The sequence below is a fragment of the Brevundimonas olei genome, from assembly GCF_037055245.1.
Classification (GTDB): Bacteria; Pseudomonadota; Alphaproteobacteria; order Caulobacterales; family Caulobacteraceae; genus Brevundimonas; species Brevundimonas olei.
On record NZ_CP146369.1, the window covers coordinates 490,192 to 513,105 of the forward strand.

The window sequence follows — 22,914 nt, forward strand, 5'->3', positions numbered from 1 at the left end:
AGGCGCCATGGCCGGTCCTGTCCACTACGAAATCTACATCCGCCGCACGCCGCCGGACGACTGGTCCCTGTCGCAGGCCACGGAGGATCGCCGCCGCGCCATGGAGACGGCCGAAGACCTGATGCGCGACCGCCAAGCCGTGGCGGTGCGCGTCACCAAGGAGACGCTCGACCCCGAGACCATGGAGTTCGCCAGCGTCGTCATCCTGACGCGGGGCGCGCCCGAACTGAACCGCAGACGTCCGGCGCCGGTCGAGCCGCGCGGCCCGGCCTGTCGCGGCGTGCACGACCTCTACGCCCCGCACGGCCGCGAAACGATCGGCCGGGTCCTTGAGGACTGGCTGGCCCGTCAGACGGCGACGGCTTTTGAACTCCTGCATCGCCCGGATCTGGCGGAGCGGCTGGAGGCGTCGGGCGTGGAGCTGCAACACGCCATACAGAAGGTGGCCGTGCCGGAGGCTCAGGCCGTTCCCGGTCAGTCGGTGCACGATCTGATGCGCCACTATCAGCGCCTGGCCGAGCAGGCGATCGAGCGGCTGCTGAAGGCCGGTCGAGACAGGGCGTTCGCCGATCTGGAGACGCAGCTTGTGGCCGATCTGGCGCACGGCCTGGCCGGCGCGCCGGATCGGGCCTTCCTGATGGGCGGGGCGGTGGCCGGGTCTCTGCGCGGCCTGGTCGGGGCGCGAGCGCGGTTGGAGCGGCTGATGGACATCTGCGACCGTGCGCCGGTCGAGGGCGCTCCGCGCGCCCTGGTCTTCGTCTCGGTCGAGCAGATCCTGTGCGAACTGCTGGGTTCACGGGCGGGACTGGCCCAGATTCTGGGTCCTGGCCTGGATCAGGGCTCCAGCCTGGCGGCGGCTGTGCGGATGGTCGCCCCGCGCGAGGTCGGCGCCATTCTCGCCCATGATCCGCGCCTGGCTCTGCTGGTGCCGCCGGTCGAAGGTCCGCCCGCGCGACTGGGCGAGCGGCTGGCGGCGGGCGAATTCCCCCTCCTGGCGGCCGCCCTGGCGCGAATGGTGCTGCGCGAGCTGATGAGCCAGCGCCGCCTGCGGCCCGGCGACGCCGTAGGCGAGATCGACATCCTGCGCGCCCTGGCCACGGCCCTGACGGCCACGGCCGGACGACTGCTGACGCTGGAAGAGGTGCAGACCGCCTTCATCGAACGCTCGCGCAGTCTGGTCGCCGCCGATTTCGTCGCCGCCTATGTGTCCGACTGCACGTCGGTCCTGGCCGAGGCGGAGCGCCTGACCCGTCTGTGCGAGAACGTCACGGGCGGCGCCAACAAGCGGGCGGCGGCGCGCTGGCTGGACGCCTGCGTGGCCTCCCTGCGCTTCGAAACCGAGATGCGCGGGCGCCTGACGACGGAGACCGCGCCGCCGGGACAACGCCTGCTGTCGCTGGTCGCCCTGCAGCGGTCGGTGCGCAACGCCGGCCTGCCTGAGCGCGAGACCCAGGCCATCGTCGACGCCCTGGGCATGGTCGGAGGCGCGGTCGAGGCCGACGCCCGGCTGACGACGCAGATCGCCCGCGCGCCTGTCCCGATCCCGCAGAAGCTCGCGGCCCTGCTGCGTCTGGCGGCGGCCGAGACCGGTCCGACCGGCCCGGTCGCCGAGCGCGCCCGCGCCGAGGCGATGCGGCTGATGCGCGCGCCCGACACCCGCGCGGCCTTGGGGGCCGAACCGCAGGCGGCTCAGGCCCTCCGACCCCTGATGCAGGCGGTCGGCCTAGCGGCCTGATCGCTCTTCCGCGTCAGTCGAAGATGTCGAAGATATCCAGCCGCTTCTTCTTCTTGCGGTGGTGATAGTCGTCGTCGCGGCGACGGTCGTAGTCATAGCGGTCGTCGCGATGACGCGGCGGTTCGCGATAGGTCGGCTGGCTTCCCCAGGGCTGCTGGGGCGGTTGCTGCGGCGGGGCGTAGGCGGGCGCGGCGGGTGGGGCGGCGCGGCCTTCATCGGCGGCGGCGGCCATCAGCTTTTCCAGCTCGCCGCGATCCAGCCAGACGCCGCGGCAGGTCGGGCACATGTCGAACTGGACGCCGTGGCGGTCCAGCGTCTGCATGGGCGCATTGTCGTTCGGGCACATCAGCAGGGGCATCGTCATCCTCTTTCGTCGTTGAAGCGGTCCGACATCACGCCGCCGAAGCGCCGCCAGAGGGGCCCGTCCCGCTAGAGGAAAAGACGTAGGGAGGGCCCGTCCGCGCGACAACGCGCCGCGTCGCCGCAGGCTCTGTTTTCACGCCGTCAGCAGTGCTGGCCCGCCGCCCAGCTCGACGACCAGGCCCACTGGAAGTTGTAGCCGCCCAGCCAGCCGGTAACGTCCATGACCTCGCCGATGAAGAACAGGCCGGGGACGGTCTTGGCCTCCATCGTCTGCTGGTCCAGGGCGGCGGTGTCGACCCCGCCCAGCGTGACCTCGGCGGTGCGATAACCCTCCGAGCCGACCGGCTTGACCGTCCAGACGTTGACCGCCTCGGCCAGGGCGCGCAGCTTCTTGTCGCCGACCTCGGCCAGCTTGCCCGACAGGTTCTCGCGCGCGCACAGGGCCTCGGCCAGACGGCGCGGCACGACGTGGCCGACGGCCGTGTGGACCGCCTGCTTTCCGTTCTCGGTCTTGGCGGCCAGAATTTCGGCGGCGGCGTCGCGGTCAGGGGCCAGATCGACGGTGATCGCCTCGCCCTCGCGCCAGTAGGAGCTGATCTGCAGGATCGACGGCCCCGACAGGCCGCGATGGGTGAACAGCAGCCCCTCGCGGAAGACGGTTTCCTTGGCCGGACGGCCCGCGCCCGCATCCTTGGGCGCCTTGTGCCGCACCACGGCGTCCACTGACACGCCCGCCAGAGGCTTGAGCTGCTCCAGCAGGCCCGGCTCGAACGTCAGGGGCACGAGGGCTGGCCGAGTGTCGGTGACGCGCAGGCCGAAGCGCCGCGCGACTTCATAACCCCAGCCGGTGGCGCCCATCTTGGGAATGGACTTTCCGCCGGTCGCCACGACCAGCGAGGCGGCCGTCACCCGCGATCCGTCGTCCAGATCGACCTGAAACCGCTCGCCCGCGCGCTCCACCGCCTTGACGCCGAGGCCCAGCGACAGGGTGACGCCCGCCGCCTTCATCTCGTCGGTCAGCATGCGGATGATCAGCTTGGCGCTGTCGTCGCAGAACAGCTGGCCCAGCGTTTTCTCGTGCCAAGCGACGCCATGGCGGTCGACCATCTTGATGAAGTCGTGCTGGGTGAAGCGCCGCAGGGCCGACAGGGCGAAGCGCGGGTTCTCGCCCAGGAAGTTGGCGCCGCTCGTCCCCAGATTGGTGAAGTTGCAGCGCCCGCCGCCCGAGATGCGGATCTTCTCGCCGGGGGCGCGGGCATGGTCGATCAGGCGTACGCGGCGGCCGCGCTTGCCCGCCTCGATGGCGCACATCATGCCGGCCGCGCCGGCGCCGACAATCAGGACGTCGATGTCTGAAGACTTCATCGCCCCGCCCTAGCAGGCGCAGGCCCCGCCAGGGAAGGGCGCGAAGCGATACCCTACAGGCCCAGCATGGCCCGATAGGTCGGATGCACCTGATCGGCGTATTCCGGGTGCTTTTTCAGATAGCTGGAGAAGAAGGGGCAGGTCGGCAGGATCAGCAGATCCTTCGCCTTCAGATCGGCCAGGACGTGCTTGGCCATGCGGCTGGCGATCCCGCGCCCTTCCAGCGGGACCGGCACGATGGTCTCGGTGATCAGCCGCCCGCCCGCGACGGGGTTGTAGATGACCACGGCGGTCTCGCCGTCGACCGTCAGCTCGTAGCGCTTGGCTTCTTCGTTGTCGCGGATTTCGGGGTCCAGGCTCATGTCGTCGTCCTTGGTTGGAGTTAGTGCGCGTCGTCCCAGTTGCCGGCGGCCTTGGCTTCGACGTCCAGCGGAACGCTCAGGGCCACGGCCGGTTCGGCGGCGGTCTCCATGACGCGGCGGATCACGGCGACGGCGCGCTCGGCCTCGGCCTCGGGGGCTTCGAACACCAGTTCGTCGTGGACCTGCAGCAGCATCCGGGTCTGGAGACCGGCCTCGGCCAGGGCGCCCGGCATGCGGATCATGGCGCGGCGGATGATGTCGGCGGCGGCGCCCTGGATCGGGGCGTTGATGGCCGCGCGCTCGCCGAACTGGCGCTCGGCGCCGGACTTGGAGTGGATGGCCGGGATGTGGATGCGCCGCCCGAAGACGGTGGTGACGAAGCCCTGCTCCTTCACCAGCGCCTTGGTCCTGTCCATGTAGTCGCGGATGCCGGGGAAGCGCTCGAAATAGGTCTTGATGTAGGCCCCCGCCTCGCCCTGGTCGATGCCCAGCTGGGCGGCCAGGCCGAAGGCGCTGATGCCGTAGATGATGCCGAAGTTGATGGCCTTGGCCCGGCGGCGCGTCTCGCTGGGCATCCCTTCGACCGGCACGCCGAACATTTCGGATGCGGTCGCCGCGTGGATGTCCAGACCGCTCTTGAAGGCGCGCTTCAGCTCGGGAATGTCGCCGATGTGGGCCAGCAGGCGCAGCTCGATCTGGCTGTAGTCGGCGCTGATCAGCACATGGCCGGGCGAGGCGATGAAGGCCTGACGGATCTGGCGGCCGGTCTCGGTGCGGATCGGGATGTTCTGCAGGTTGGGGTCGGATGAGGCCAGACGCCCCGTGGTCGCGGCCGCCAGTTGATAGGAGGTGTGGACCCGGTTCGTCTGCGGGTCCATCGCCGCCACCAGGGCGTCGGTATAGGTGCCCTTCAGCTTGGACAGCTGACGCCAGTCCAGAATGGTGCGGGGCAGGGGGTGGTTCTGGGCCAGATCCTCCAGCACGCTGGCGTCGGTGCCCCACTGGCCGCTGGCGGTCTTCTTGCCGCCGGGCAGGTTCATCTCGCCGAACAGAATCTCGCCGATCTGGCGCGGGCTGCCGACGTTGAACGGACGCCCGGCCAGCTTGTGCGCCTCTTCCTCCAGCTCGGCCATGCGCTGGCCGAAGGTCGAGGACAGGGAGCGCAGCCGGTCCGGATCGACCCGCACCCCGGCCCGCTCCATGTTGGCCAGGACGGCGGGCATGCCGCGCTCCAGCGTCTCATAGACATTCGACAGGCCCTCGGCCGCCAGGCGCGGCTTCAGCACGCGATGCAGGCGCAGGGTCACGTCCGCATCCTCGGCGGCGTAGCAGACGGCCGATTTCAGCTCGACGTGCTTGAAGCTCTTCTGGCTCTTGCCGGTCCCCGCCACGCTCTTGAAGGTCATCGGCTCGTGGCCGAGGTGCAGCCGCGCCAGCTCGTCCATGCCGTGGCCGTGCAGACCGCCTTCCAGCACGTAGGAGATCAGCATCACATCGTCGATCGGGGCGACGCGCACGCCGCGCCGGGCCATGACGGCGAGGTCGTATTTGATGTTCTGGCCGACCTTCAGCACTGACGGGTCTTCCAGCAGCTCCTTCAGCCGGGCCAGGGCCGTCGGCTTGTCGATCTGCTGCAGGGGCGGACGGGCGTCCCCGCCGTCCCCGAAGTCCAGGCCGCCGTCGCCGGTCGGTTCATGCTCATGCGTCAGGGGGATGTAGCAGGCCTCGTTCGGCCCGACCGCCAGCGACAGGCCGCACAGCCCGGCGTGGGTCGAGGACAGGGCGTCCGTCTCGGTGTCGAAGCCGACCACGCCCGCCGCCTTGGCCCGCGCGATCCAGCGGTCGAGGTCTTCCAGCGTCTGTACGCACTCATAGCGGTCGAGGTCGATGGCGTGGATTTCGGCCGGGGCGGCGACCTCGGTCTGGCCATAGCGCGGTGTGGCGACCGGCGCGCTGGGCTGGCGCGTGAAGGCCGAGCCTTCCTTCTGCGGCGTTTTGCCGTCGCCGACACGGCGGGCCAGCGACTTGAACTCCATCATCTCCAGGAAGGCCGACAGGGCCTCGGGATCCGGGTCGCGGATGATGAAGTCGTCGATCGGCTCGGGAATCGGCGCCTCGCAGTCCAGCGTCACCAGTTCGCGCGACAGGCGGATTTGGTCGGCGAAGTTGATCAGGGTCTCGCGGCGCTTGGGCTGTTTGATCTCGCCCGCGCGGGCCAGAAGCGTATCCAGGTCGCCGTACTCGCCGATCAGCTGGGCCGCCGTCTTGGGGCCGATGCCGGGGGCGCCGGGGACGTTGTCGACGCTGTCGCCTATCAGGGCCTGGACCTCGACCACCTTGTCGGGCGTGACGCCGAACTTCTCGAACACGGCCTCTTCTTCGAGGCGGCGGTCCTTCATCGGGTCGTACATGACCACGCCGTCGCCGATCAGCTGCATCAGGTCCTTGTCGGAACTGACGATCACCGCCTCGCCGCCCGCGTCGCGCGCCTTGCAGGCGTATGTGGCGATCAGGTCGTCGGCTTCGTATCCGGCCATTTCGACGCAGTGGACGCCGAAGGCCTTGGTCGCCTCGCGCACCAGCGGGAACTGCGGGACCAGATCCTCGGGCGCCGGGGGACGGTGGGCCTTGTATTGGTCGTAGAGATCGTTGCGGAAGGTCTTCTCCGAATGGTCGAAGACGGCGACCAGGTGCGTCGGGCCGTCCTCGCCCTTCATGTCCTTCAACAGCTTCCACAGCATGTTGCAGTAGCCCTGCACCGCCCCCACGGGCAGGCCGTCCGACTTGCGGGTCAGCGGCGGCAGGGCGTGATAGGCGCGGAAGATGTAGGCCGAGGCGTCGATCATCCACAGCCGCAAGGGCGGCCCGTCTTGGGTCAGCGGGCGGGCGGGGATTTCGGATTCGGCGGTCGCGTCGGTCATGGCGCGAACATAGGGGGCGGCGACGCCCCCGTCATCCGGCCATGTGATGGATTACGGCTGCCAGCCGCCCGGCGTTTCGGGAATGACGTCCTCGCCTTCTTCCGAGACCTCGCCGCGGGTCTTCTTCACCTCGGCCCAGGCGGCGCGCAGCAGTTCGGTCACCCCCTCGCCCGAGACGCCGGACACCAGCATGGGGCGACGACCCGCGACGGCTTCCAGCGCCGCCGCCTTCTCCTCGCGGGCCTCGGGCGTCAGGGCGTCGATCTTGTTCAGCGCCAGGATCTCGGTCTTGTCGGCCAGGCCCTCGTCATAGGCCTCTAACTCGCCGCGGATGATGCGATAGGCCTCGACCACGTCGTCCTGCGTGCCGTCGATCAGGTGGATCAGGCTGGCCGACCGCTCGACGTGGCCCAGGAAGCGGGTGCCCAGGCCTGCGCCCTCGCTGGCGCCTTCGATCAGGCCGGGGATGTCGGCGATGACGAAGCGTTCCGACGGGCTCAGGTCCACCATGCCCAGGTTCGGCGTCAGGGTGGTGAAGGGATAGTCCGCCACCTTAGGCCGCGCCGCCGAAACGGCCGACAGGAAGGTCGACTTGCCGGCGTTGGGCAGGCCCGCCAGGCCGATGTCGGCGATCAGCTTCAGCCGCAGCCAGATCCAGCGCTCCTGGCCGTCCTGACCGGGGTTGGCGTGGCGCGGCGCCTGGTTGACCGGCCCCTTGAAGCGGGTGTTGCCCCAGCCGCCGTTGCCGCCGGACAGCAGCTTCACCTTCATGCCCGGCTCGTCCAGATCGACGAGCACCGTCTCCTTGTCCTCGTCCAGCACCTGGGTGCCGACGGGGACGCGCAGGACCACGTCTTCGCCCTTGGCGCCGTGCATCTGGCGGCCCTGGCCGTGGTGCCCGGTCTGGGCCTTGAAATGCTGTTGGTAGCGGAAGTCGATCAGGGTGTTCAGCCCGTCGGCCGCTTCGACCCAGACGTCGCCGCCCTTGCCGCCGTCGCCGCCGTCCGGCCCGCCGTTGGGAATGAACTTTTCGCGGCGGAACGAGACGGAGCCCGCGCCGCCGTTGCCGGAACGAATATAGATCTTGGCCTGATCGAGGAACTTCATGGGCGCCTTATGGCCCAGAAGCGCGGCGAATTACAGGTGGGTGCGATTCAGCCCCTTGCCCGAGTATCGGCCCAGACGCCGAAGGGGTCGCGCCAGTCCATGCCCAGGGCCTGGCCCACCGCCGGATGGGTGATCTCGCCCTTCAGCACGTTCAGCCCCTTGGCCAGGTGCGGGTCGGCGCGCAGGGCGTCCAGTCCCCGGTCGGCCAGGGCCAGTCCGAAGGGCAGGGTGGCGTTGTTCAGGGCTTCCGAACTGGTGCGCGGCACGGCGCCGGGCATGTTGCCGACGCAGTAGTGGATCACCTCGTCGACCACATAGGTCGGATCGTCGTGGGTGGTCGGACGCGAGGTTTCGAAACAACCGCCCTGGTCGATGGCCACGTCGATCAGGACGCTGCCCTTCTTCATCGAAGCCAACTGGTCGCGGCGCACCAGGGTCGGGGCTTCGGCCCCCGGCGTCAGGACGGCGCCGATGACCACATCGGCCTTGGGCAGTTCCTCCTCGATGGCGTGCAGGGAGGAATAGCGGGTGATGACCCGGCCGCCGGTCACTTCGTCGATCTGGCGCATGCGGGGGATGGAGCGTTCCAGCACCACCACCTCGGCGCCCAGACCCATGGCCATGCGTGCGGCGTTCAGCCCCACGACCCCGCCGCCCAGCACCAGCACGCGCGCCGGCGCTACGCCCGGCACGCCGCAGAATAGCAGCCCCGAGCCGCCCTTGTGCTTGAGCAGGGTCTCGGCCGCTGAGAAGACGGCGATGCGCCCGGCCACCTCGGACATGGGCGCCAGCAGCGGCAGGCCGCCGTTTCGGTCCGTCACCGTCTCATAGGCCACGGCGGCGCAGCCGGAGGCCAGCAGGGCCTTGGTCTGCTCGGGGTCGGGGGCCAGGTGCAGATAGGTGAAGAGGATGTGGTCTTCGTTCAGTAGGGCGAACTCGGCCGGCTGCAGTTCCTTGACCTTCACGATCATGTCGCTGCCGGCGAAGACCGTCCGGGCGTCCGGCGCGATGCGGGCGCCCGCCTTGACGTAGTCGGCGTCGGTAAAGCCCGCGCCTAAGCCCGCCCCGGTCTCGAGGACGACGGCGTGGCTATGGGCGACGTACTCGCGCACGGCGGCCGGCGTCAGGCCGACGCGATGTTCATTGGTCTTGATTTCTCGGGGGCAGCCGACGCGCATGTTATTTTCAAAGTCCTGGCCCTGGCATAGGGCGCGGGGACGCTAAACAAGCGGCCAGGGTCGCGCCAGTGAAAAATAAAACCCCGCCAGGCGAAGCGCGCGGCGGGGTTCCGGGGGCGTCGATCCTTCCGTGAAGGATCAGTTCTTGGCGTCCCTGGCCGCGCCTTCGACGGCTTGTCCGGCGGCCTGTGTGTCCCTGCCGACGCCCTGGATGGTGTTGCAGGCGGCGGTGGTCAGGGCGGCGGCGGCGACAGCCAGAATGATGAGTTTGCGCATAGGAAGCTCCTGAAGGTTTCGGGCTCGGCGCCCGTCCCGGAAACAACGCTACGCTTGAGGGGCGGTTCCGCTGAGACGGAAGGCGGCGACCTCGCGCACCTGGGCGCCGCCGTGCGCCTCCGGCGTGGCGAAGGTCAGTCTGGCGATCAGGCCTCCTTCGGGCGCCGGGACGATCTCGGCCTCGCCGCGCAGCTGTTTGGCGAAGGCGATCATCAGGGTGCGGCCGACCCCGGCCGCCGCGGCGTCGGCCACGCCGGGGCCGTCGTCCTGCACCTCCAGGACGCTGGTGTCGCCTCGGACGCGGAAGCGCACCTGAAGGTCGCCGCCGCGCCCGGCGAAGGCGTGCTTCTGGGCGTTGGAGACGGCCTCGACCACCCACAGGGCCAGGGGCGCCAGCTTGTCGGGGTCGATGACCAGGGGATCGGCTTCGATCGTCGTGGTCACCAGGGGGCCGCGCACCGCCTCGCCGGCGATCAACTGGCCGACCAGTTCGCGCAGGAAGGTCTCGGAGTCGGCCTCGCGGACGTGCTCGCTCTGGTAGAGGATGCGATAGATCAGGGCCAGGGCGGCGATCCGCTGCCGCGTGTCCCCCAGGGCCGCGCGGGCGCTGGGGTCGGCCACGGCCCGCTGCTGCATCGACAGCAGGGAGGAGATGATCTGCAGGTTGTTCTTCACCCGGTGATGGATCTCGCGCATCAGCGCGTCCTTCTCGTCGAGGGCTTCCAGCAGGGCCTTGTCGCGCCGGGTGATGTTGTCGCCCAGGACGCCGAGGGTGCGGGCCAGGACGCGGATCTCGGCCGGGGCGTGCTCGGCCTGCACGGGGCGGACCGAGAAGCGGCCTCGCGCATAGATGGCGGCGACCCGCTCCAGATAGCCGAGCCAGCGCACGACGATCCGTTCCGACAGCAGCATCACGGCGGCGAAGGTCGCCAGCCAGGCGCCCAGCGGCAGAAGCAGGGTGCCGAACGGATTCAGCCGCGCCCACGACAGCAGGCCGGGCGCGGGCGCGGACAGCAGGACGAAGACGTCGCGCCCCGACAACGGCGCGCCGGCATAGACGTGACGACGGCCGCGCGCGTCCTTCGCCTCGAACAGGGCGGTGTCGCCACGCTCGGCCTGGGCGGCCCAGGCGGCGATCGCCTGGGGATCATCGAGTTGGAAGGCCGCGGGGTCGGTCGCGGTCAGCACCCGGCCGGAAGTATCGATCACCGCGGCCTGGGCTCCGAGCGGCAGGGCGGGGTCGCGGATGTCCGGCTGCAGCGCCGACAACGGCAGGACGGCGGCCATCGCGCCCTGGAAGGCGCCCATGGGACGTTCGGAACGCACCCCTACCAGCAGGGCGTTCGGCTGGCCGGACGTCCATTCCATGGCCACGCTCTCGCCGCGCCGCAGCCGTTGATACCAGGCCCGTTCGCGCACCTGGGCCGCCGTGGGCGGGCGGGCGTCGCGCGAGGCGCAGACGGGCTCGCCTGTGGGGCTGAAGCGGGCCAGGGCGACGATGCTGTCCATCCGATCGACCAGGGCCGTCAGGCGCGGCCCGCAGTAGAAGCCGACGCCCTCTGGAGCCAGGGCGTGCAACAGCACCACGGTGCTGTCGATATTGTTCTTGGCGTGAGCGGCGCTGCGATCGGCGGCCAGTTGCAGGTCGATGCGCTGTTCGGCCGCCTGGCGACGAAAGCCGGCTTCGGTCTGGATCGCGGCCAGCAGCAGGATGGGCAGCAGGGCGATGGCCATGGCGACGCCGAGGCGGAACCGGATTCCCTGCACGCTGGGTCTTCCGAGCTTTCGCCCCAGAAGCCGGCCGACCCGCAGCACGACTAGCGCCGCCCGGAGCCGCTCAGCCTGTCGGCGTCGGCCAGGATGGACCGCATCGCGTCCCCGGCGGACTTTCCGTCGCGGGTGTAGCCGCCGCGCTCCAGCGTGGCCTGCAGCGCCTTGCGGGCGCGGGACACCCGGCTCTTCACCGTGCCCACGGCGCACTGGCAGATTTCAGCCGCCTCCTCATAGGCGAAGCCTCCGGCGCCGACGAGGATCAGCGCCTCCCTCTGCTCCTCGGGCAGGGTCTGCAGCGCCTGGCGCAATTCGTCCAGGGCGACGGGCGCCTCGGGATCGTCGACGGCGATCAGGGTGCGCTCGGCGGCTTCCTGGTCCAGCTGGGTCTGGCGCCAGGAGCGCCGCTTTTCCGAATAGAACTGGTTGCGCAGGATCATGAAGGTCCAGGCCTTCATGTTGGTGCCCATCTGATAGCTGGCGCGCGCGTCCCAGGCCTTCATCATGGCTTCCTGGGCCAAGTCGTCGGCCGAGGTCGGGTCGCCGGTCAGTGTGCGGGCGAAAGCGCGCAGATGGGGGATCAGGGTGACCAGTTCGGCCTTGAAGGCGCCGTCGTCGGCCGACGGGGGCCGGGATGGAGTGCTGGTCACTGTCCCTCCTTGGAGGAAGACGCCTGATCCGCGCGTCTGAGAATCTCGAGGAACTCGTCGGGGACGGGCTCGTTCACGACCTCGTCGAACATGTGGCGCAGCTTCACGCCGATCGCCTGCTGACGCAGGCGAACCTCTTCAAGCCCTCGATCGCGCGACGGTGTCCCGTCGGGGTGAGCGGGGGTGTCCTTGGTGTTGATCATCGAGTTTACGGCTGCCGCCCAAGCCAGTTGAAACGCCTGTAGAAGCGGAAAACGCCGCCTCTTGCATACGGTTCCTAGCCTTCTGCGTTTTTATGCTCAAGCTGGCGAAGGAACCGGGAACCGTGGCGCATTTGATACGTTGAGGCCCTTGGTGCGCCGACACGTGCGCGGCGCTGAGATTGTCGGGGAAAGACCGTATGAGCCTTCTGGCCAGACTTGCGCCTCATCTGCCCTATGTTCGTCGTTACGCCCGTGCGTTGACCGGCGACCAGGCCACGGGCGACAACTATGTGCGCGTGGCCCTCGAGGCGCTCGCGGCGGGCGAGCGCCAGCTGCCCACGGACATGACGCCGCGTGTCGCTCTCTATCATGTGTTTCACGCCATCTGGTCGGCCACGGGGGCGCAGCTCGAGGACGGCGCGGCGGTCGAGGGCGACGACGCGGCCCACCGTCTGATGCGGATTTCGCCGCGCTCGCGTCAGGCCTTCCTGCTGACCGCCCTGGAGGGCTTCACCCCGTCCGAGGCCGCCCAGATTCTGGCCGTCGATCCGCGCACGGTCGAACGCCTGATCGCCGAAGCGCAGTCGGACATCGACGCCGAACTGGCGACCGACGTCCTGATCATCGAGGACGAAGCCATCATCTCGGCCGACATCGAAAGCCTGGTGAAGGAGCTGGGCCACCGCGTCACCGGCACCGCCACCACCCACGACGAGGCCGTGGACGCGGTGTCGCGTCACAAGCCGGGTCTGGTGCTGGCCGACATCCAGCTGGCTGACGGCTCTTCCGGCATCGACGCGGTCAAGGACATCCTCAAGCGCTTCGACGTGCCGGTCATCTTCATCACCGCCTTCCCCGAGCGGCTGCTGACCGGCGAGCGCCCCGAGCCGACCTTCCTGATCACCAAGCCCTTCCAGCCGGAAACGGTGAAGGCGGCGATCAGCCAGGCGCTCTTCTTCCACCCTTCGCGCCAGAAGCAGGCCGCGTAAGGGCGACCCGACGGGACCGTTTCGAAAGGCCCCGAGCGCCGTCTCGGGGCCTTTTCCGTGTCTGGACCATTGAGCGAACATCCGGGGTTCGCAGGCGATCGCATGTGAACCGATGTCGCTCTAGGTGGCGGGTTCGGCCAGCGCCGCAGCCGGAGCTTCGGCCGAAGCCTCGACCGGCGCGGGTTCGGAGGCGCCGTCTTGACGCGCGAAGCCGCTGTTGCTGACCGCCCACATGCCGATCAGCAGGACGGCGGCGGCTCCGGCCGAGAGCAGCAGGATCATCAGGATTCGCCGCCCGCCGCGGCCCTGGCGGACATACTGCGCCTCGACAGCATGGTGCGTATTCACGGCGTCGGCGGAATGGGAATGCGGGTCTTGATGGGTCATCGGCTCGCCTCCTTGTCGTGGTTAGAAAACCTGTATGGCGAACGTCGCCGTCGCGCGGCCGTTCCTTCGACGCCGAGGGCGCGAGGAAGTCGGCCGGCTCGGGAACCGAGTTGCGCGCCCGTCGTTATCCGATCGCCGAGGGCTATTCCCCCGGACCGGCCTGACCGTCGGTCTTCGCCCTCGCCTCATTCTCGATGATGCGACTCCTGGCGGATCCTGAACGGGTCCGCCTTCTTTTTCGTCGGCAAGCGGGCTCCGGAACGCCTGATCCGCTTGCTCTGTGAGGAAGAGGCGTCACTGTGGGTCTTGAAAGAAAACGCTCAGGGAGGCGGAATGATGAGCCTGCGCAACAGACAATGGATCCTGCGTCAGCGGCCGCACGGCCTGATCCAGGACGGCGACCTGGAACTGGTGGAAACCCTCGTGCCGGAGTTGAAGGACGGCGAGGTTCTGGTCCGCACCATCTATCTGTCGATCGACCCGACCAACCGTACCTGGATGAATGATTCCGAGGGCTATCTGCCGCCCGTCGGCCTGGGCGACGTCATGCGCGGCCTGACCCTGGGCGTAGTCGAACAATCGCGCGGCGAGCGGTTCAGGGAAGGCGACCTGGTCATGCCTCTGTCGGGCGCCTGGGCCGATTACGCCGTCGTGCCCGAGGCCGGGCTGCGGCCGGTTCATCGCGCGCCGGGCCTGCCGCTGACCGCCAACCTGTCCGTGCTGGGGATGACCGGCATGACCGCCTATTTCGGCGTCACCGACGTGCTGAAGGCCAAGCCGGGCGAGACCCTGGTCATCTCGGCGGCGGCGGGCGCGGTCGGCTCCATCGCCGGCCAGGTGGCCAAGCAGCGCGGCTGTCGCGTCATCGGCATCGCCGGCGGCGCCGAGAAATGCCGCTGGCTGACCGAGGACCTCGGTTTTGACGGCGCCGTCGACTACAAGAACGAGGACGTCGGCGACGCCCTGGATCGGCTGGCTCCGGACGGGATCGATCTCAATTTCGAGAACGTCGGCGGCGACATCATGATCGCGGTGTGGAACCGGCTGAAGGTGCACGGCCGCATGGCCGTCTGCGGCCTGATCTCGGCCTATAACGCCACGCGGATGCCGCCCTCGCCCAACTTCGCACGCATCATCACCCACCGCTTGGACGTGAAGGGCTTCCTGGTCCTCGACTACGCTCATCGGGCCAAGGAGATGGTCGCCGAGATGGGGCCGTGGCTGGCGGACGGGAAGATTCACTGGAAGGTCCATGTCGACGACGGCCTGGAAGGCGCGGTCGGCTCGCTGAACCGCTTGTTCACGGGCGACCATGACGGCAAGCTGATGGTTCGGGTGTCGGAGGAACCGGCCGCCTGACCGAGGGAAGACCGCGCATGACCGAGCCGCTGCACATCCATTTCGAGGATCTCGAGATCGGCCAGGTCATTCCCCTGGGGGCCTGCGCGGTGGATGCGGCGGCGCTGGACCTGTTCGCGGAACGCTTCCTGCCGGGGTGGGACGTGGCCTATGGCGCGCCCGAGGCCATGGTCTACGCCCTGTGGAGCCGGCTGGCCGCCGATCGCACCAGCGGCTGGGCGGGCGCCAAGACCCTGGCGGTCGACGGCCTTCGCTTCCTGCGCAGCCCCCCGGCTGGCGAACTGCTGCGCGGTCGCCTGACCATCATGGGCAAGGATCCGGTCGGCGACGAGAAGGGCGTCGTCATCGCCCAGCAGGACCTGCTGGACGAGGCGGGGCGGTTGGTCTTCTCCTGCCTGACCCGCGCCCTGGTCGCGCGCCGCTAAGGTCGCGTCCTTCTCCCCCTGTGGGAGAAGGTGGACGGCGAAGCCGGACGGATGAGGGGTTTCGCGCCCCTGACCGTCAGCCGGCGTCAAACTTCGGAGAGACCCCTCATCCGGCCCTGGCGGGCCACCTTCTCCCACAGGGGGAGAAGGATAAGAAAAAACGCCCCGCCAGTTTCCTGACGGGGCGTTTGTCGTTTGGTGTTTTTCCAGGGAGCTCACGCCGCGCGAACGCGCGTTAGGCTCCTCAAAAAAATCAGGCGTTCGCGGCGACGGGCTGCTGCTTGGCGGCGCGGGTCAGGGCCATGGCGATCAGGCGATCCCAGCCCAGCAGCGACACCAGGTGGGCGTAAATCTGGCCCAGGGCGCCGTTGTCGCGCAGTTCGGCCAGCTTCTCGGCCGGCAGGGCCTTCAGCTTGTCTTCCGAGACGGCGAAATATTCGGCGATCTTCTGCGGCGTTCCGGCCGAACCGTCGGCGTTGCGCGGGGTGTAGTTGGCCTCGCGCACCTCGAACAGGTCCAGTTCCTTCAGCAGGGCGACGAAGGACTCGCTGCGCACGCGCTCCTGCTCGAAGTTGTTGCAGAACTCCATGCCGAAGTTGACGTAGCCGCTGGGCTGGCCGTTTTCGAACAGGGGGGTTTCGCCGCCTTCGACCACGAAGGGGGCGGCGCGGTCGATGCACAGCACCAGGCGCTTCTGCTCGTCGTCATTGGCGAAGACGAAGGGATAGCGGCGGACGTAGGCCGGGATGTAGGCGTCGGGGCGGAAGTCGCCGTCCTCGATGAACAGGTTCTCGGCGGCGTTCAGGCCCATGGCGGCGACCGGCTGCTTGGCGTCGCCGACGAAGATGACCGGATAGGACAGGGCGGCCGGGGCGAACTCGGTCACCGTCAGCGGCACCACATTGGTCTGGGCGACGAAGGCGTAGGGCTTGTCCGCCGGGGTCACGCCCAGCTTGCCGTGAGCCTCGGCCGACAGCGGCTCGGGCTGGGAATAGAACAGGACGTTGCCCGACAGGGGGCTGTTCGCTTGGGTCGCGTCGGTCATGAAAAAGGATCTTCTGAACAGAAAGGTCGGTTCTTCTAGCCTATGGCTGGAGCCTCCGCAAACGCCGCTGTTTGGCCACATTGCGTCAGCGACCGGTGGCGTCGCGCGCGGGTGCGACCGTGGATGCGGTTGCAGCGGCGGTCATGACCTCCTAGCTGTAGGCCATGGGTCTGGCCTGCGATCACGAACACGCTGAACACCATCTCGGCGCCGCCGAGGTGGACCGCGCCCTGGCCGCCGTCGAGGCGCGCTGCGCCGCCGACGGCGAGCGCATGACCGCCCCGCGCCGCCGGGTGCTGGAGCTGCTGCTGACGGCGGGCGAGCCGGTGAAGGCCTATGACCTGATCGCCCGCTACGGCTTGGACGGCCAGGCGGCCAAGCCCCCGACCGTCTATCGCGCGCTCGACTTTCTGGAGCGCCGGGGCCTGGCGCACCGCATCGCCTCCATCAGCGCCTATGTCGCCTGCACCGCTGACGCCCTGGGCGAGGACAAGGGCCACGCGGCCGCCTTCCTGATCTGCGATTGCTGCGGCGCCGCCGAAGAGGTGGCGGTTCAGGGCGGCGACGCCTTCGCCCGCGCCGCCGCCGGCGCCGGCTACGCCATCGAACGCACCACCATAGAAGGGCATGGCCGCTGCCCGGCCTGTCGCGTGGCGGCCTGAACCTGATGGACGCCCTGGCCCTGTCGGCGCCGCGCCGCATCAGCGTCCCCATCGACAACCGCTGGGGCGCGGGCCAGATGGCGGTGCTCGACTTCGGCGATCCCGAGCGACCGGTCGATCTGGTCTTCGTCCACGCCAACGGCTTCAACGCCCGCACCTACCGCACCCTGTTGCAGCCTCTGTCCAGCGCCCTGCGCATCTGGGCGCCTGACCTGCGCGGCCATGGGGCGACGCGTCTGCCCGCCGAGCCCGAAGGCCATCGCAGCTGGAAGGATCACCGCGACGACCTGATCGCCCTGCTGGAGGCGACCGGCGGCCCGCCCGTGGCCCTGGCCGGCCATTCCATCGGCGGGACCAGCGGCCTGCTGGCCGCCGCCGAGCGGCCCGACCGGGTGTCGCGTCTGCTGCTGCTCGACCCCGTGATCTGGCCGCGCCCCATGGTGATGGCGCTGAACCTGCCGCTGGCCGGGCGGCTGTCGCGACGCTTTCCGATCGTCTCGCGCACCCTGAAACGCCGCGCCGTGTTCGACAGCCGGGAGCAGGCCCTGGCCGCCTATCGGGGGCGGGGCGCCTTCAAGGGTTGGCCGGACCTGATGCTGGCCGACTATCTGGCCGACGGCCTGATCGAGACCGACAAGGGGTTGGAGCTGGCCTGCAGCCCGGCGTGGGAGGCCTCGAACTACGCCGCCCAGGCGCACGACCCCTGGCGCGCCCTGGCCCGCTATCCAGGTGCGGTGCGCATCCTCAAGGGCGAGACCGGCAGCCTGTGCGCGGTCCGGCCCGGCGGGCGTCGGCCCGATTTGCAGGTCGAGACGGTGGCGGGCGGCGGCCATCTGTTCCCCATGACCCACACAGAGATCACCCGCGACGCCCTGTTCGACCTGGCGGTCTGACCCCGGCGGGGGTTGTCGTCGGGCGGTTCGATGCTAGTCCTGACGGACGATGACGTCGTCCGCCGCCCCTTCCCAACTGCCGCGCATCCTGCTGGGCGTCGTGATCGGCGCCGTGCTGGGTCTGCTGATGCTGGGGGTGGCGCTGGCCGCCTGGTGGCTGGCTGTGGCGCGCCATACGCCGCAGCCGATCGTCGCGCCCGAGGGGGTCGAGGCGCGTCTGGAAGCGGCGGCCGGGCCCGCCGCCTTCGGCCTTGCCCCCGTCTATGTTCATGGCGCTTCCAGCGGCGCCGACTGGCTGGCGCAGATCGCCCCCGAGTTGGAATCTCAAGGGTATGACCTCCGTCCGACGCCGCCCGACGATCCCGTGCTGGCGCGCGAGATCGAGCGCCTGGCTCGCCGGTGGGCCGAGCCGCCGCGTCGTCCCCTGCTGATTTGGCGAGGGCCGACCGGCTTGGTGCTGTGCCGGTGCGATCATCCCCGCGCGCGGGCGCAGGCGCGTCAGTTGCTCGCGGCCGCAGCCTCGCTTGATGGAGCGCCGTCGTCGGCGCCCCCGGCCGTCGCCTCGCGCCGCGCCGCCGAACCGGCGGGCCCGGCCTATCCGCGTCTCGGGCCGCCGCCGGCCAAGACCGTTGCGCCGTCCGCGCCGCCCGCCGCTGCCCCGGCGCGGGCTGCGCCTCCGGCCCCCGCCTTGCCGGGCGATCCGGCGCCAAGGGCCAAGGCGCCGCCCTCACCGGGCCGATCCTCGCCCGCTCGCCCGTCCTCGCCCCGGCGCACGGATCCGCCCGAGGCCCGGCGCGACGCCGACAGCCTGTTCTTCTGAGGCCTAGTCCAGCCGGGCGCAGGCGTGGATCAGCCGCGCCACGTCGTCCTCGCTCTGATACAGGCTGAAGCCGAAGCGGATCACGTCGTCGCGCACGTCGGCGATGACGTTCATCTCCTGCAGGGCCGCCTTCCAGCGCGGGGCGTCGGCGTGACGCAGCGCCAGGAAGCGGGCGCGCGGCGCCGCTCCCTCGACCGGGTTCAGGATCTCGGCCTTGTTCAACGCCCCGGCGTCTCCGCCCTGGATCGCCGTCTGAAACCGGGTCTGAAGGCCGCGTGCGTGGTCGGCGATCATCGCCGTGGTCAGGCCGTGCTGGTCCAGCATCCGGCGCACGGCGTTGAAGCGATACAGGGCGCTGGCGTCGAAGGTGGCCCCCCAGAAGCGGCCGCCGTCGGTGCGGTACTGGACGCCGCCGGGCGGGCCTTCCAGATGGCCGAACTCGGCGAACCAGCCGGTCACGACCGGGCGCGGGCCGAAGCCGGGCGGAGCGTGCAGGAAGCAGGCGCCTTCGCCCGCCATGGCGTATTTATAGCCGCCGGCCAGATAGAAGACCCGATCCGCCACGGCCGACAGGTCCGTCGGCGTCGCCATGAAGCCGTGGTAGCCGTCCACGACCACCCACGGTCCCGCCGGATCGGCCAGCTCCGCCAGCTCGTCGATCCGCTCGAACAGGCCGCCGGTGCGGAAGAAGACCTGGCTGACGAAGATCAGGTCATGACCGCCCGCCTTGGCCGCGGCGACGAAGCGGTCGGCGAAGGTGTCGAACGGGGCGAGGGACACGCGGGTGACGACCGCCTGTCCCGCCTCCTCCCAGCGTTCCGACTGGCGGCGGAAGGAGTGGAACTCGCCGTCGGTGGCCAGGATGCGCACCGGCGCCCTGTCGACCGCCGAGACGATGCGCAGCAGGATTTCATGCGTATTGGGCGCGAAGATCAGGCTGTCGGGGGAGGGCAGGCCCAGCTCTCCGGCTACATGGCCCTGAGCCTCGGGAATGACGTCGCCGAACACCAGGTCCCATTTTCGGTCGGCGAAGCGGTTGGCCTCGGCCCAGGCCTGAACCTGGCCGTCGAAGCTGGCGTCGGGCCACAGGTGGTGGCTGTGGGCGGCGAAATGCAGGCGTTCCGGATCAAGGCCGAGCGCGCGCGAGAACAGGGGCTTGTAGTTCATGGCCGCACGCTAGCGGGCCTGCGCCGCGCCGTCACGCGCTTGCTTTTCACCTCGTCATCCTCGGGCTTGACCCGAGGATCGCGGCTTCCGCCTGCACGACTTGAGCAACGTTGAGCGCGCCCAGCACTGGATCCTCGGGTCAAGCCCGAGGATGACGGCGTGTGGGGAGAAGAGGCGTGTCTGGTGCGGCGCCATGGCGCGAGACGGCCCAAAGAAAAAGGCGGGCCGCTTTCGCGAACCCGCCTCTCTCAACTCGATCTTTGGCGCTCAAGCAGCGAGCGACCGCGTCGCGAGCGTAGCGCCGCGCGCGTCAGCGCGCCTCAAATAAGACTACCATGGCAGTGCTTGAACTTGCGGCCCGAGCCGCAGGGGCAGTCGGCGTTGCGGCTGGTGCGCTCCCAGCCGATGGGCAGGGCTTCGACCGGCAGTTTGGAGCGGTCGTCGCCCGTCAGCTGGCCTTCGGGATTCTGAGCCATCGGGTTCAGCATCTCGTTCTCGCCGGTGCCGGGATTCAGGTGGATTTCCTGGAACTCGGGCATCTCCATCGGCGGGGGCGCCTGGAACTGGAACTCGACCGTCATCAACCAGCGTGTGACGTTGTGGCGCAGGTCGTGCAGCAGCGTCTCGAACAGGTTGAAGGCCTCGGTCTTGTATTCGTTCAGCGGGTCGCGCTGGCCGTAGCCGCGCAGGCCGATGACGCCGCGCAGGTGGTCCAGGTGGACCAGATGCTCGCGCCACTGCATGTCGATCATCTGCAGCATGAACTGCTTTTCCAGACCGCGCGTCTGGTCGGCGCCGATCAGTTCCAGACGCTCGGCGGCGCGGGCGTCGGCGGCGGCGAGGATGCGTTCCTCGATCTCCTCGTTGGAGACGCCTTCCTCCGCGGCCCAGTCATGCAGGGGCAGTTCGAGGCCGAGGGTGGACTTCACCCGCTCGTCCAGGCCGTTGATGTCCCACTGCTCGGCATAGGCCTTGGGCGGCATGTAGCGCTCGACCAGATCGTTGATCGCGTCGTTGCGGAAGTCGGCGACCAGTTCCGACAGATCCTCGGAGTCCATGAACTCCTGGCGCTGTTCGAACACGGCCTTGCGCTGATCGTTCACGACGTCGTCGTACTTCAGCACGTTCTTGCGCATGTCGTAGTTGCGGGCCTCGACGCGCTTCTGGGCGGTCTCGACGGCGCGGTTCAGCCAGGGGTGGCTGATGGCCTCTCCCTCGGCCACGCCGAAGGACTTCATGATGCTGTCCAGACGGTCGCCGGCGAAGATGCGCAGCAGGTCGTCTTCGCACGACAGGTAGAATTTCGAGGTGCCGGGGTCGCCCTGACGGCCGGTGCGGCCGCGCAGCTGGTTGTCGATACGGCGGCTTTCGTGGCGTTCGGTGCCCAGGACGAACAGGCCGCCGACGGACATGGCCTTCGCCTTGGCGGCGGCGATCTCGGCCTTGAATTCCTCTTCCTTGGCGGCGAGGGCCTCGGGCGTCACCTCGACGGCCATATTGCGCTGTTCCTGGGTCCAGCGCTGGACGCGCATCTCCAGGTTGCCGCCCAGCTGGATGTCGGTGCCGCGGCCCGCCATGTTGGTGGCGATGGTCACCGCGTGCGGCAGACCCGCCTCGGCGACGATGTAGGCTTCCTGCTCGTGCTGACGCGCGTTCAGCACATTGTGCGGAATGCCGCGGCCGGTGACGTATTCCACGTCATAGGCCAGGTCGCCGGCTTTCTGGGCGTCCTTCTCGCGGCCCTCGTATTCGGGCTTCACCTTGCGCGAGACCTCGACCTGATAGTCGTAGTCCTTCAGCAGGTCGGACAATTCCTCGGACTTCTCGATCGACACCGTGCCGACCAGGATCGGCTGGCCGCGCACGTAGCAGTCGGCGATCTGGGCGGCGATGGCGCGGTTCTTCTCGGCGAAGGTGCGATAGACCTCGTCGTCGTAGTCCTTGCGCTGGATCGGGCGGTTGGTCGGCACTTCCAGGACGTCCATCTTGTAGATGTCGAGGAATTCCTGGGCCTCGGTCGCGGCGGTGCCGGTCATGCCGGACAGCTTTTCGTAGAGGCGGAAGTAGTTCTGGATGGTCACCGAGGCCAGGGTCTGGTTCTCGGGCAGGATCTTGACGTCCTCCTTGGCCTCGATGGCCTGGTGCAGACCTTCGGACAGGCGACGGCCGGACATCATGCGGCCGGTGAATTCGTCGATCAGGACGATCTCGCCGTCCTTGATGATGTAGTCCTTGTCGCGCTGATACAGGGTGTTGGCGCGCAGGGCCTGGTTGACGTGGTGGACCAGGCTGACGTTGGCCGGGTCGTACAGGTCGACGGTGTCCTCGGCGAAGTGGCCGCCCTGTTCGAGCATCTGCTCCATGCGCTCCGAGCCCAGCTCGGTCAGCAGGGCCTGGCGCTGCTTTTCGTCGAGGTCGAAGGTCGCCTTGTCCTTGACCAGCTCCTTCACCAGGGCGTCGACGATCTTGTAGAGGTCCGACCGGTCCTCGGTCGGGCCCGAGATGATCAGCGGCGTGCGCGCCTCGTCGATCAGGATGGAGTCGACTTCATCGACGATGGCGAAGTGGTGGCCGCGCTGCACCATCTCGCGACGGTCGTAGACCAGGTTGTCGCGCAGATAGTCGAAGCCGAATTCGTTGTTGGTGCCGTAGGTGATGTCGGCCTGATAGGCCATCTGGCGCTGGCCCTGCGACAGGCCGTTGACGATGACTCCGACTTCCAGGCCCAGAAAGCGATAGACCTTGCCCATGGTGTCCGCATCGCGGCGGGCCAGGTAGTCGTTGACGGTGACGACGTGGACGCCCTTGCCGGCCAGGGCGTTCAGATAGACCGGAGCCACGGCCACCAGGGTCTTGCCTTCGCCGGTCCGCATCTCGGCGATGCCGCCCTCGTGCAGGATCATGCCGCCGGCCATCTGCACGTCGTACTGACGCTGGCCCAGAACGCGTTTGGAAGCTTCGCGCACGACGGCGAAGGCCTCGTTCTGCAGCTTGTCGAGGCTTTCGCCGCCCTCGACGCGGTCCCGGAAGGTCTGCGTCATCATGCGCAGTTCATCGTCCGAGAAGGCCTCGAACTTGGATTCAAGGGCGTTGATCTTCTGGACCTGGGCCTGGAAGGCCTTGACCTTGCGGTCGTTGGAGGAACCGAGAAGTTTCTTGGCGAAGCCGAGCATGGGCGATCCGGGTCAGGCGGTCGAGCGGCTGAAGGCTCTGAGAAAGACAGGTTTCGCCCGGTCG

21 protein-coding genes are annotated in these 22,914 nt (G+C 68.9%); 7 read left to right on the plus strand and 14 right to left on the minus strand.

Annotation, left to right across the window (positions count from 1 at the left end; genetic code table 11):
- Positions 1 to 7 precede the first annotated feature (7 nt).
- Entirely contained in the window at positions 8 to 1,735 is a 1,728-nt protein-coding gene (locus V8J38_RS02300; protein WP_338577728.1) for a hypothetical protein, read from the plus strand.
- Positions 1,736 to 1,748: 13 nt separating this feature from the next.
- Here V8J38_RS02300 and V8J38_RS02305 read toward each other — a convergent pair whose 3' ends face one another.
- The 10 genes from V8J38_RS02305 to V8J38_RS02350 form a co-directional block, all read right to left on the minus strand.
- Positions 1,749 to 2,093 carry a zf-TFIIB domain-containing protein gene (locus V8J38_RS02305; RefSeq protein ID WP_338577729.1) on the minus strand — a complete coding sequence of 115 codons (345 nt, stop codon included), beginning with the start codon at positions 2,091 to 2,093 and terminating at the stop codon, positions 1,749 to 1,751.
- A gap of 146 nt (positions 2,094 to 2,239) precedes the next feature.
- Positions 2,240 to 3,463 (minus strand): NAD(P)/FAD-dependent oxidoreductase, encoded by a 1,224-nt coding sequence (locus V8J38_RS02310; RefSeq protein ID WP_338577730.1) that lies wholly within the window; start codon positions 3,461 to 3,463, stop codon positions 2,240 to 2,242.
- Positions 3,464 to 3,516: 53 nt separating this feature from the next.
- Complete coding sequence (locus tag V8J38_RS02315) at positions 3,517 to 3,825, minus strand: GNAT family N-acetyltransferase (RefSeq protein ID WP_338577731.1); 309 nt, start codon at positions 3,823 to 3,825, stop codon at positions 3,517 to 3,519.
- Between the two features lie 20 nt (positions 3,826 to 3,845).
- A complete protein-coding gene (gene polA, locus V8J38_RS02320; protein ID WP_338577732.1) occupies positions 3,846 to 6,746 on the minus strand; it encodes a DNA polymerase I in 2,901 nt (966 codons plus the stop codon).
- A 51-nt stretch (positions 6,747 to 6,797) separates the two neighbouring features.
- On the minus strand, positions 6,798 to 7,853 hold the full coding sequence (obgE, locus tag V8J38_RS02325) for a GTPase ObgE (RefSeq protein WP_338577733.1): 1,056 nt from the start codon (positions 7,851 to 7,853) through the stop codon (positions 6,798 to 6,800).
- 47 nt (positions 7,854 to 7,900) lie between these two features.
- On the minus strand, positions 7,901 to 9,031 hold the full coding sequence (gene ald / locus V8J38_RS02330; protein ID WP_338577734.1) for an alanine dehydrogenase: 1,131 nt from the start codon (positions 9,029 to 9,031) through the stop codon (positions 7,901 to 7,903).
- Between the two features lie 138 nt (positions 9,032 to 9,169).
- Positions 9,170 to 9,307, minus strand: a complete 138-nt coding sequence (locus V8J38_RS02335) for an entericidin A/B family lipoprotein (protein ID WP_003169829.1) — start codon at positions 9,305 to 9,307, stop codon at positions 9,170 to 9,172.
- A 48-nt stretch (positions 9,308 to 9,355) separates the two neighbouring features.
- Positions 9,356 to 11,074, minus strand: a complete 1,719-nt coding sequence (locus tag V8J38_RS02340) for a sensor histidine kinase (protein ID WP_338577735.1) — start codon at positions 11,072 to 11,074, stop codon at positions 9,356 to 9,358.
- A 50-nt stretch (positions 11,075 to 11,124) separates the two neighbouring features.
- Positions 11,125 to 11,727: a sigma-70 family RNA polymerase sigma factor gene (locus V8J38_RS02345; RefSeq protein ID WP_312219402.1), complete on the minus strand. Its 603-nt coding sequence runs from the start codon at positions 11,725 to 11,727 to the stop codon at positions 11,125 to 11,127.
- Positions 11,724 to 11,930, minus strand: coding sequence for a NepR family anti-sigma factor (locus V8J38_RS02350; protein WP_291778589.1), 207 nt, complete (start codon positions 11,928 to 11,930; stop codon positions 11,724 to 11,726). The genes V8J38_RS02345 and V8J38_RS02350 overlap by 4 nt, the downstream gene beginning before the upstream one ends.
- Positions 11,931 to 12,127: 197 nt before the next feature.
- Here V8J38_RS02350 and V8J38_RS02355 point away from each other — a divergent pair, with 197 nt between their 5' ends.
- Positions 12,128 to 12,919 carry a response regulator gene (locus V8J38_RS02355; RefSeq protein WP_291778592.1) on the plus strand — a complete coding sequence of 264 codons (792 nt, stop codon included), beginning with the start codon at positions 12,128 to 12,130 and terminating at the stop codon, positions 12,917 to 12,919.
- A 120-nt stretch (positions 12,920 to 13,039) separates the two neighbouring features.
- On the opposite strand, the gene V8J38_RS02360 is transcribed toward V8J38_RS02355, so the two are convergent.
- On the minus strand, positions 13,040 to 13,306 hold the full coding sequence (locus V8J38_RS02360; protein ID WP_291778595.1) for a hypothetical protein: 267 nt from the start codon (positions 13,304 to 13,306) through the stop codon (positions 13,040 to 13,042).
- Between the two features lie 336 nt (positions 13,307 to 13,642).
- Here V8J38_RS02360 and V8J38_RS02365 point away from each other — a divergent pair, with 336 nt between their 5' ends.
- Complete coding sequence (locus V8J38_RS02365) at positions 13,643 to 14,665, plus strand: NADP-dependent oxidoreductase (RefSeq protein WP_338577736.1); 1,023 nt, start codon at positions 13,643 to 13,645, stop codon at positions 14,663 to 14,665.
- A gap of 17 nt (positions 14,666 to 14,682) precedes the next feature.
- Positions 14,683 to 15,090, plus strand: a complete 408-nt coding sequence (locus V8J38_RS02370) for a MaoC family dehydratase (protein WP_291778600.1) — start codon at positions 14,683 to 14,685, stop codon at positions 15,088 to 15,090.
- Between the two features lie 253 nt (positions 15,091 to 15,343).
- Here V8J38_RS02370 and V8J38_RS02375 read toward each other — a convergent pair whose 3' ends face one another.
- On the minus strand, positions 15,344 to 16,135 hold the full coding sequence (locus tag V8J38_RS02375; RefSeq protein WP_291778603.1) for a SapC family protein: 792 nt from the start codon (positions 16,133 to 16,135) through the stop codon (positions 15,344 to 15,346).
- A gap of 164 nt (positions 16,136 to 16,299) precedes the next feature.
- Between V8J38_RS02375 and V8J38_RS02380 the strand changes: the two genes are divergently transcribed.
- The 3 genes from V8J38_RS02380 to V8J38_RS02390 are packed head-to-tail and all read left to right on the plus strand — an operon-like array spanning position 16,300 to position 18,510.
- A complete protein-coding gene (locus V8J38_RS02380; RefSeq protein WP_291778606.1) occupies positions 16,300 to 16,797 on the plus strand; it encodes a Fur family transcriptional regulator in 498 nt (165 codons plus the stop codon).
- 5 nt (positions 16,798 to 16,802) lie between these two features.
- Entirely contained in the window at positions 16,803 to 17,690 is an 888-nt protein-coding gene (locus tag V8J38_RS02385) for an alpha/beta hydrolase (RefSeq protein WP_338577737.1), read from the plus strand.
- Between the two features lie 49 nt (positions 17,691 to 17,739).
- On the plus strand, positions 17,740 to 18,510 hold the full coding sequence (locus V8J38_RS02390) for a hypothetical protein (protein ID WP_291778612.1): 771 nt from the start codon (positions 17,740 to 17,742) through the stop codon (positions 18,508 to 18,510).
- 3 nt (positions 18,511 to 18,513) lie between these two features.
- On the opposite strand, the gene V8J38_RS02395 is transcribed toward V8J38_RS02390, so the two are convergent.
- Entirely contained in the window at positions 18,514 to 19,677 is a 1,164-nt protein-coding gene (locus V8J38_RS02395; RefSeq protein WP_291778615.1) for a class V aminotransferase, read from the minus strand.
- A 320-nt stretch (positions 19,678 to 19,997) separates the two neighbouring features.
- Positions 19,998 to 22,850, minus strand: coding sequence for a preprotein translocase subunit SecA (gene secA / locus V8J38_RS02400; protein ID WP_338577738.1), 2,853 nt, complete (start codon positions 22,848 to 22,850; stop codon positions 19,998 to 20,000).
- Positions 22,851 to 22,914: the final 64 nt, after the last annotated feature.

Excerpts from the sequence above, each read along its gene's own strand:
- V8J38_RS02300 (WP_338577728.1), top strand. The coding sequence starts at position 8 with ATGGCCGGTCCTGTCCACTACGAAATCTACATCCGCCGCACGCCGCCG.
- V8J38_RS02380 (WP_291778606.1), top strand. The coding sequence starts at position 16,300 with ATGGGTCTGGCCTGCGATCACGAACACGCTGAACACCATCTCGGCGCC.
- V8J38_RS02390 (WP_291778612.1), top strand. The coding sequence starts at position 17,740 with ATGACGTCGTCCGCCGCCCCTTCCCAACTGCCGCGCATCCTGCTGGGC.
- V8J38_RS02305 (WP_338577729.1), bottom strand. The coding sequence starts at position 2,093 with ATGCCCCTGCTGATGTGCCCGAACGACAATGCGCCCATGCAGACGCTG.
- V8J38_RS02355 (WP_291778592.1), top strand. The coding sequence starts at position 12,128 with ATGAGCCTTCTGGCCAGACTTGCGCCTCATCTGCCCTATGTTCGTCGT.
- V8J38_RS02370 (WP_291778600.1), top strand. The coding sequence starts at position 14,683 with ATGACCGAGCCGCTGCACATCCATTTCGAGGATCTCGAGATCGGCCAG.
- V8J38_RS02375 (WP_291778603.1), bottom strand. The coding sequence starts at position 16,135 with ATGACCGACGCGACCCAAGCGAACAGCCCCCTGTCGGGCAACGTCCTG.
- V8J38_RS02335 (WP_003169829.1), bottom strand. The coding sequence starts at position 9,307 with ATGCGCAAACTCATCATTCTGGCTGTCGCCGCCGCCGCCCTGACCACC.
- ald (WP_338577734.1), bottom strand. The coding sequence starts at position 9,031 with ATGCGCGTCGGCTGCCCCCGAGAAATCAAGACCAATGAACATCGCGTC.
- obgE (WP_338577733.1), bottom strand. The coding sequence starts at position 7,853 with ATGAAGTTCCTCGATCAGGCCAAGATCTATATTCGTTCCGGCAACGGC.
- V8J38_RS02350 (WP_291778589.1), bottom strand. The coding sequence starts at position 11,930 with ATGATCAACACCAAGGACACCCCCGCTCACCCCGACGGGACACCGTCG.
- polA (WP_338577732.1), bottom strand. The coding sequence starts at position 6,746 with ATGACCGACGCGACCGCCGAATCCGAAATCCCCGCCCGCCCGCTGACC.
- V8J38_RS02360 (WP_291778595.1), bottom strand. The coding sequence starts at position 13,306 with ATGACCCATCAAGACCCGCATTCCCATTCCGCCGACGCCGTGAATACG.
- V8J38_RS02315 (WP_338577731.1), bottom strand. The coding sequence starts at position 3,825 with ATGAGCCTGGACCCCGAAATCCGCGACAACGAAGAAGCCAAGCGCTAC.
- V8J38_RS02385 (WP_338577737.1), top strand. The coding sequence starts at position 16,803 with ATGGACGCCCTGGCCCTGTCGGCGCCGCGCCGCATCAGCGTCCCCATC.
- V8J38_RS02310 (WP_338577730.1), bottom strand. The coding sequence starts at position 3,463 with ATGAAGTCTTCAGACATCGACGTCCTGATTGTCGGCGCCGGCGCGGCC.
- V8J38_RS02395 (WP_291778615.1), bottom strand. The coding sequence starts at position 19,677 with ATGAACTACAAGCCCCTGTTCTCGCGCGCGCTCGGCCTTGATCCGGAA.
- V8J38_RS02365 (WP_338577736.1), top strand. The coding sequence starts at position 13,643 with ATGAGCCTGCGCAACAGACAATGGATCCTGCGTCAGCGGCCGCACGGC.
- secA (WP_338577738.1), bottom strand. The coding sequence starts at position 22,850 with ATGCTCGGCTTCGCCAAGAAACTTCTCGGTTCCTCCAACGACCGCAAG.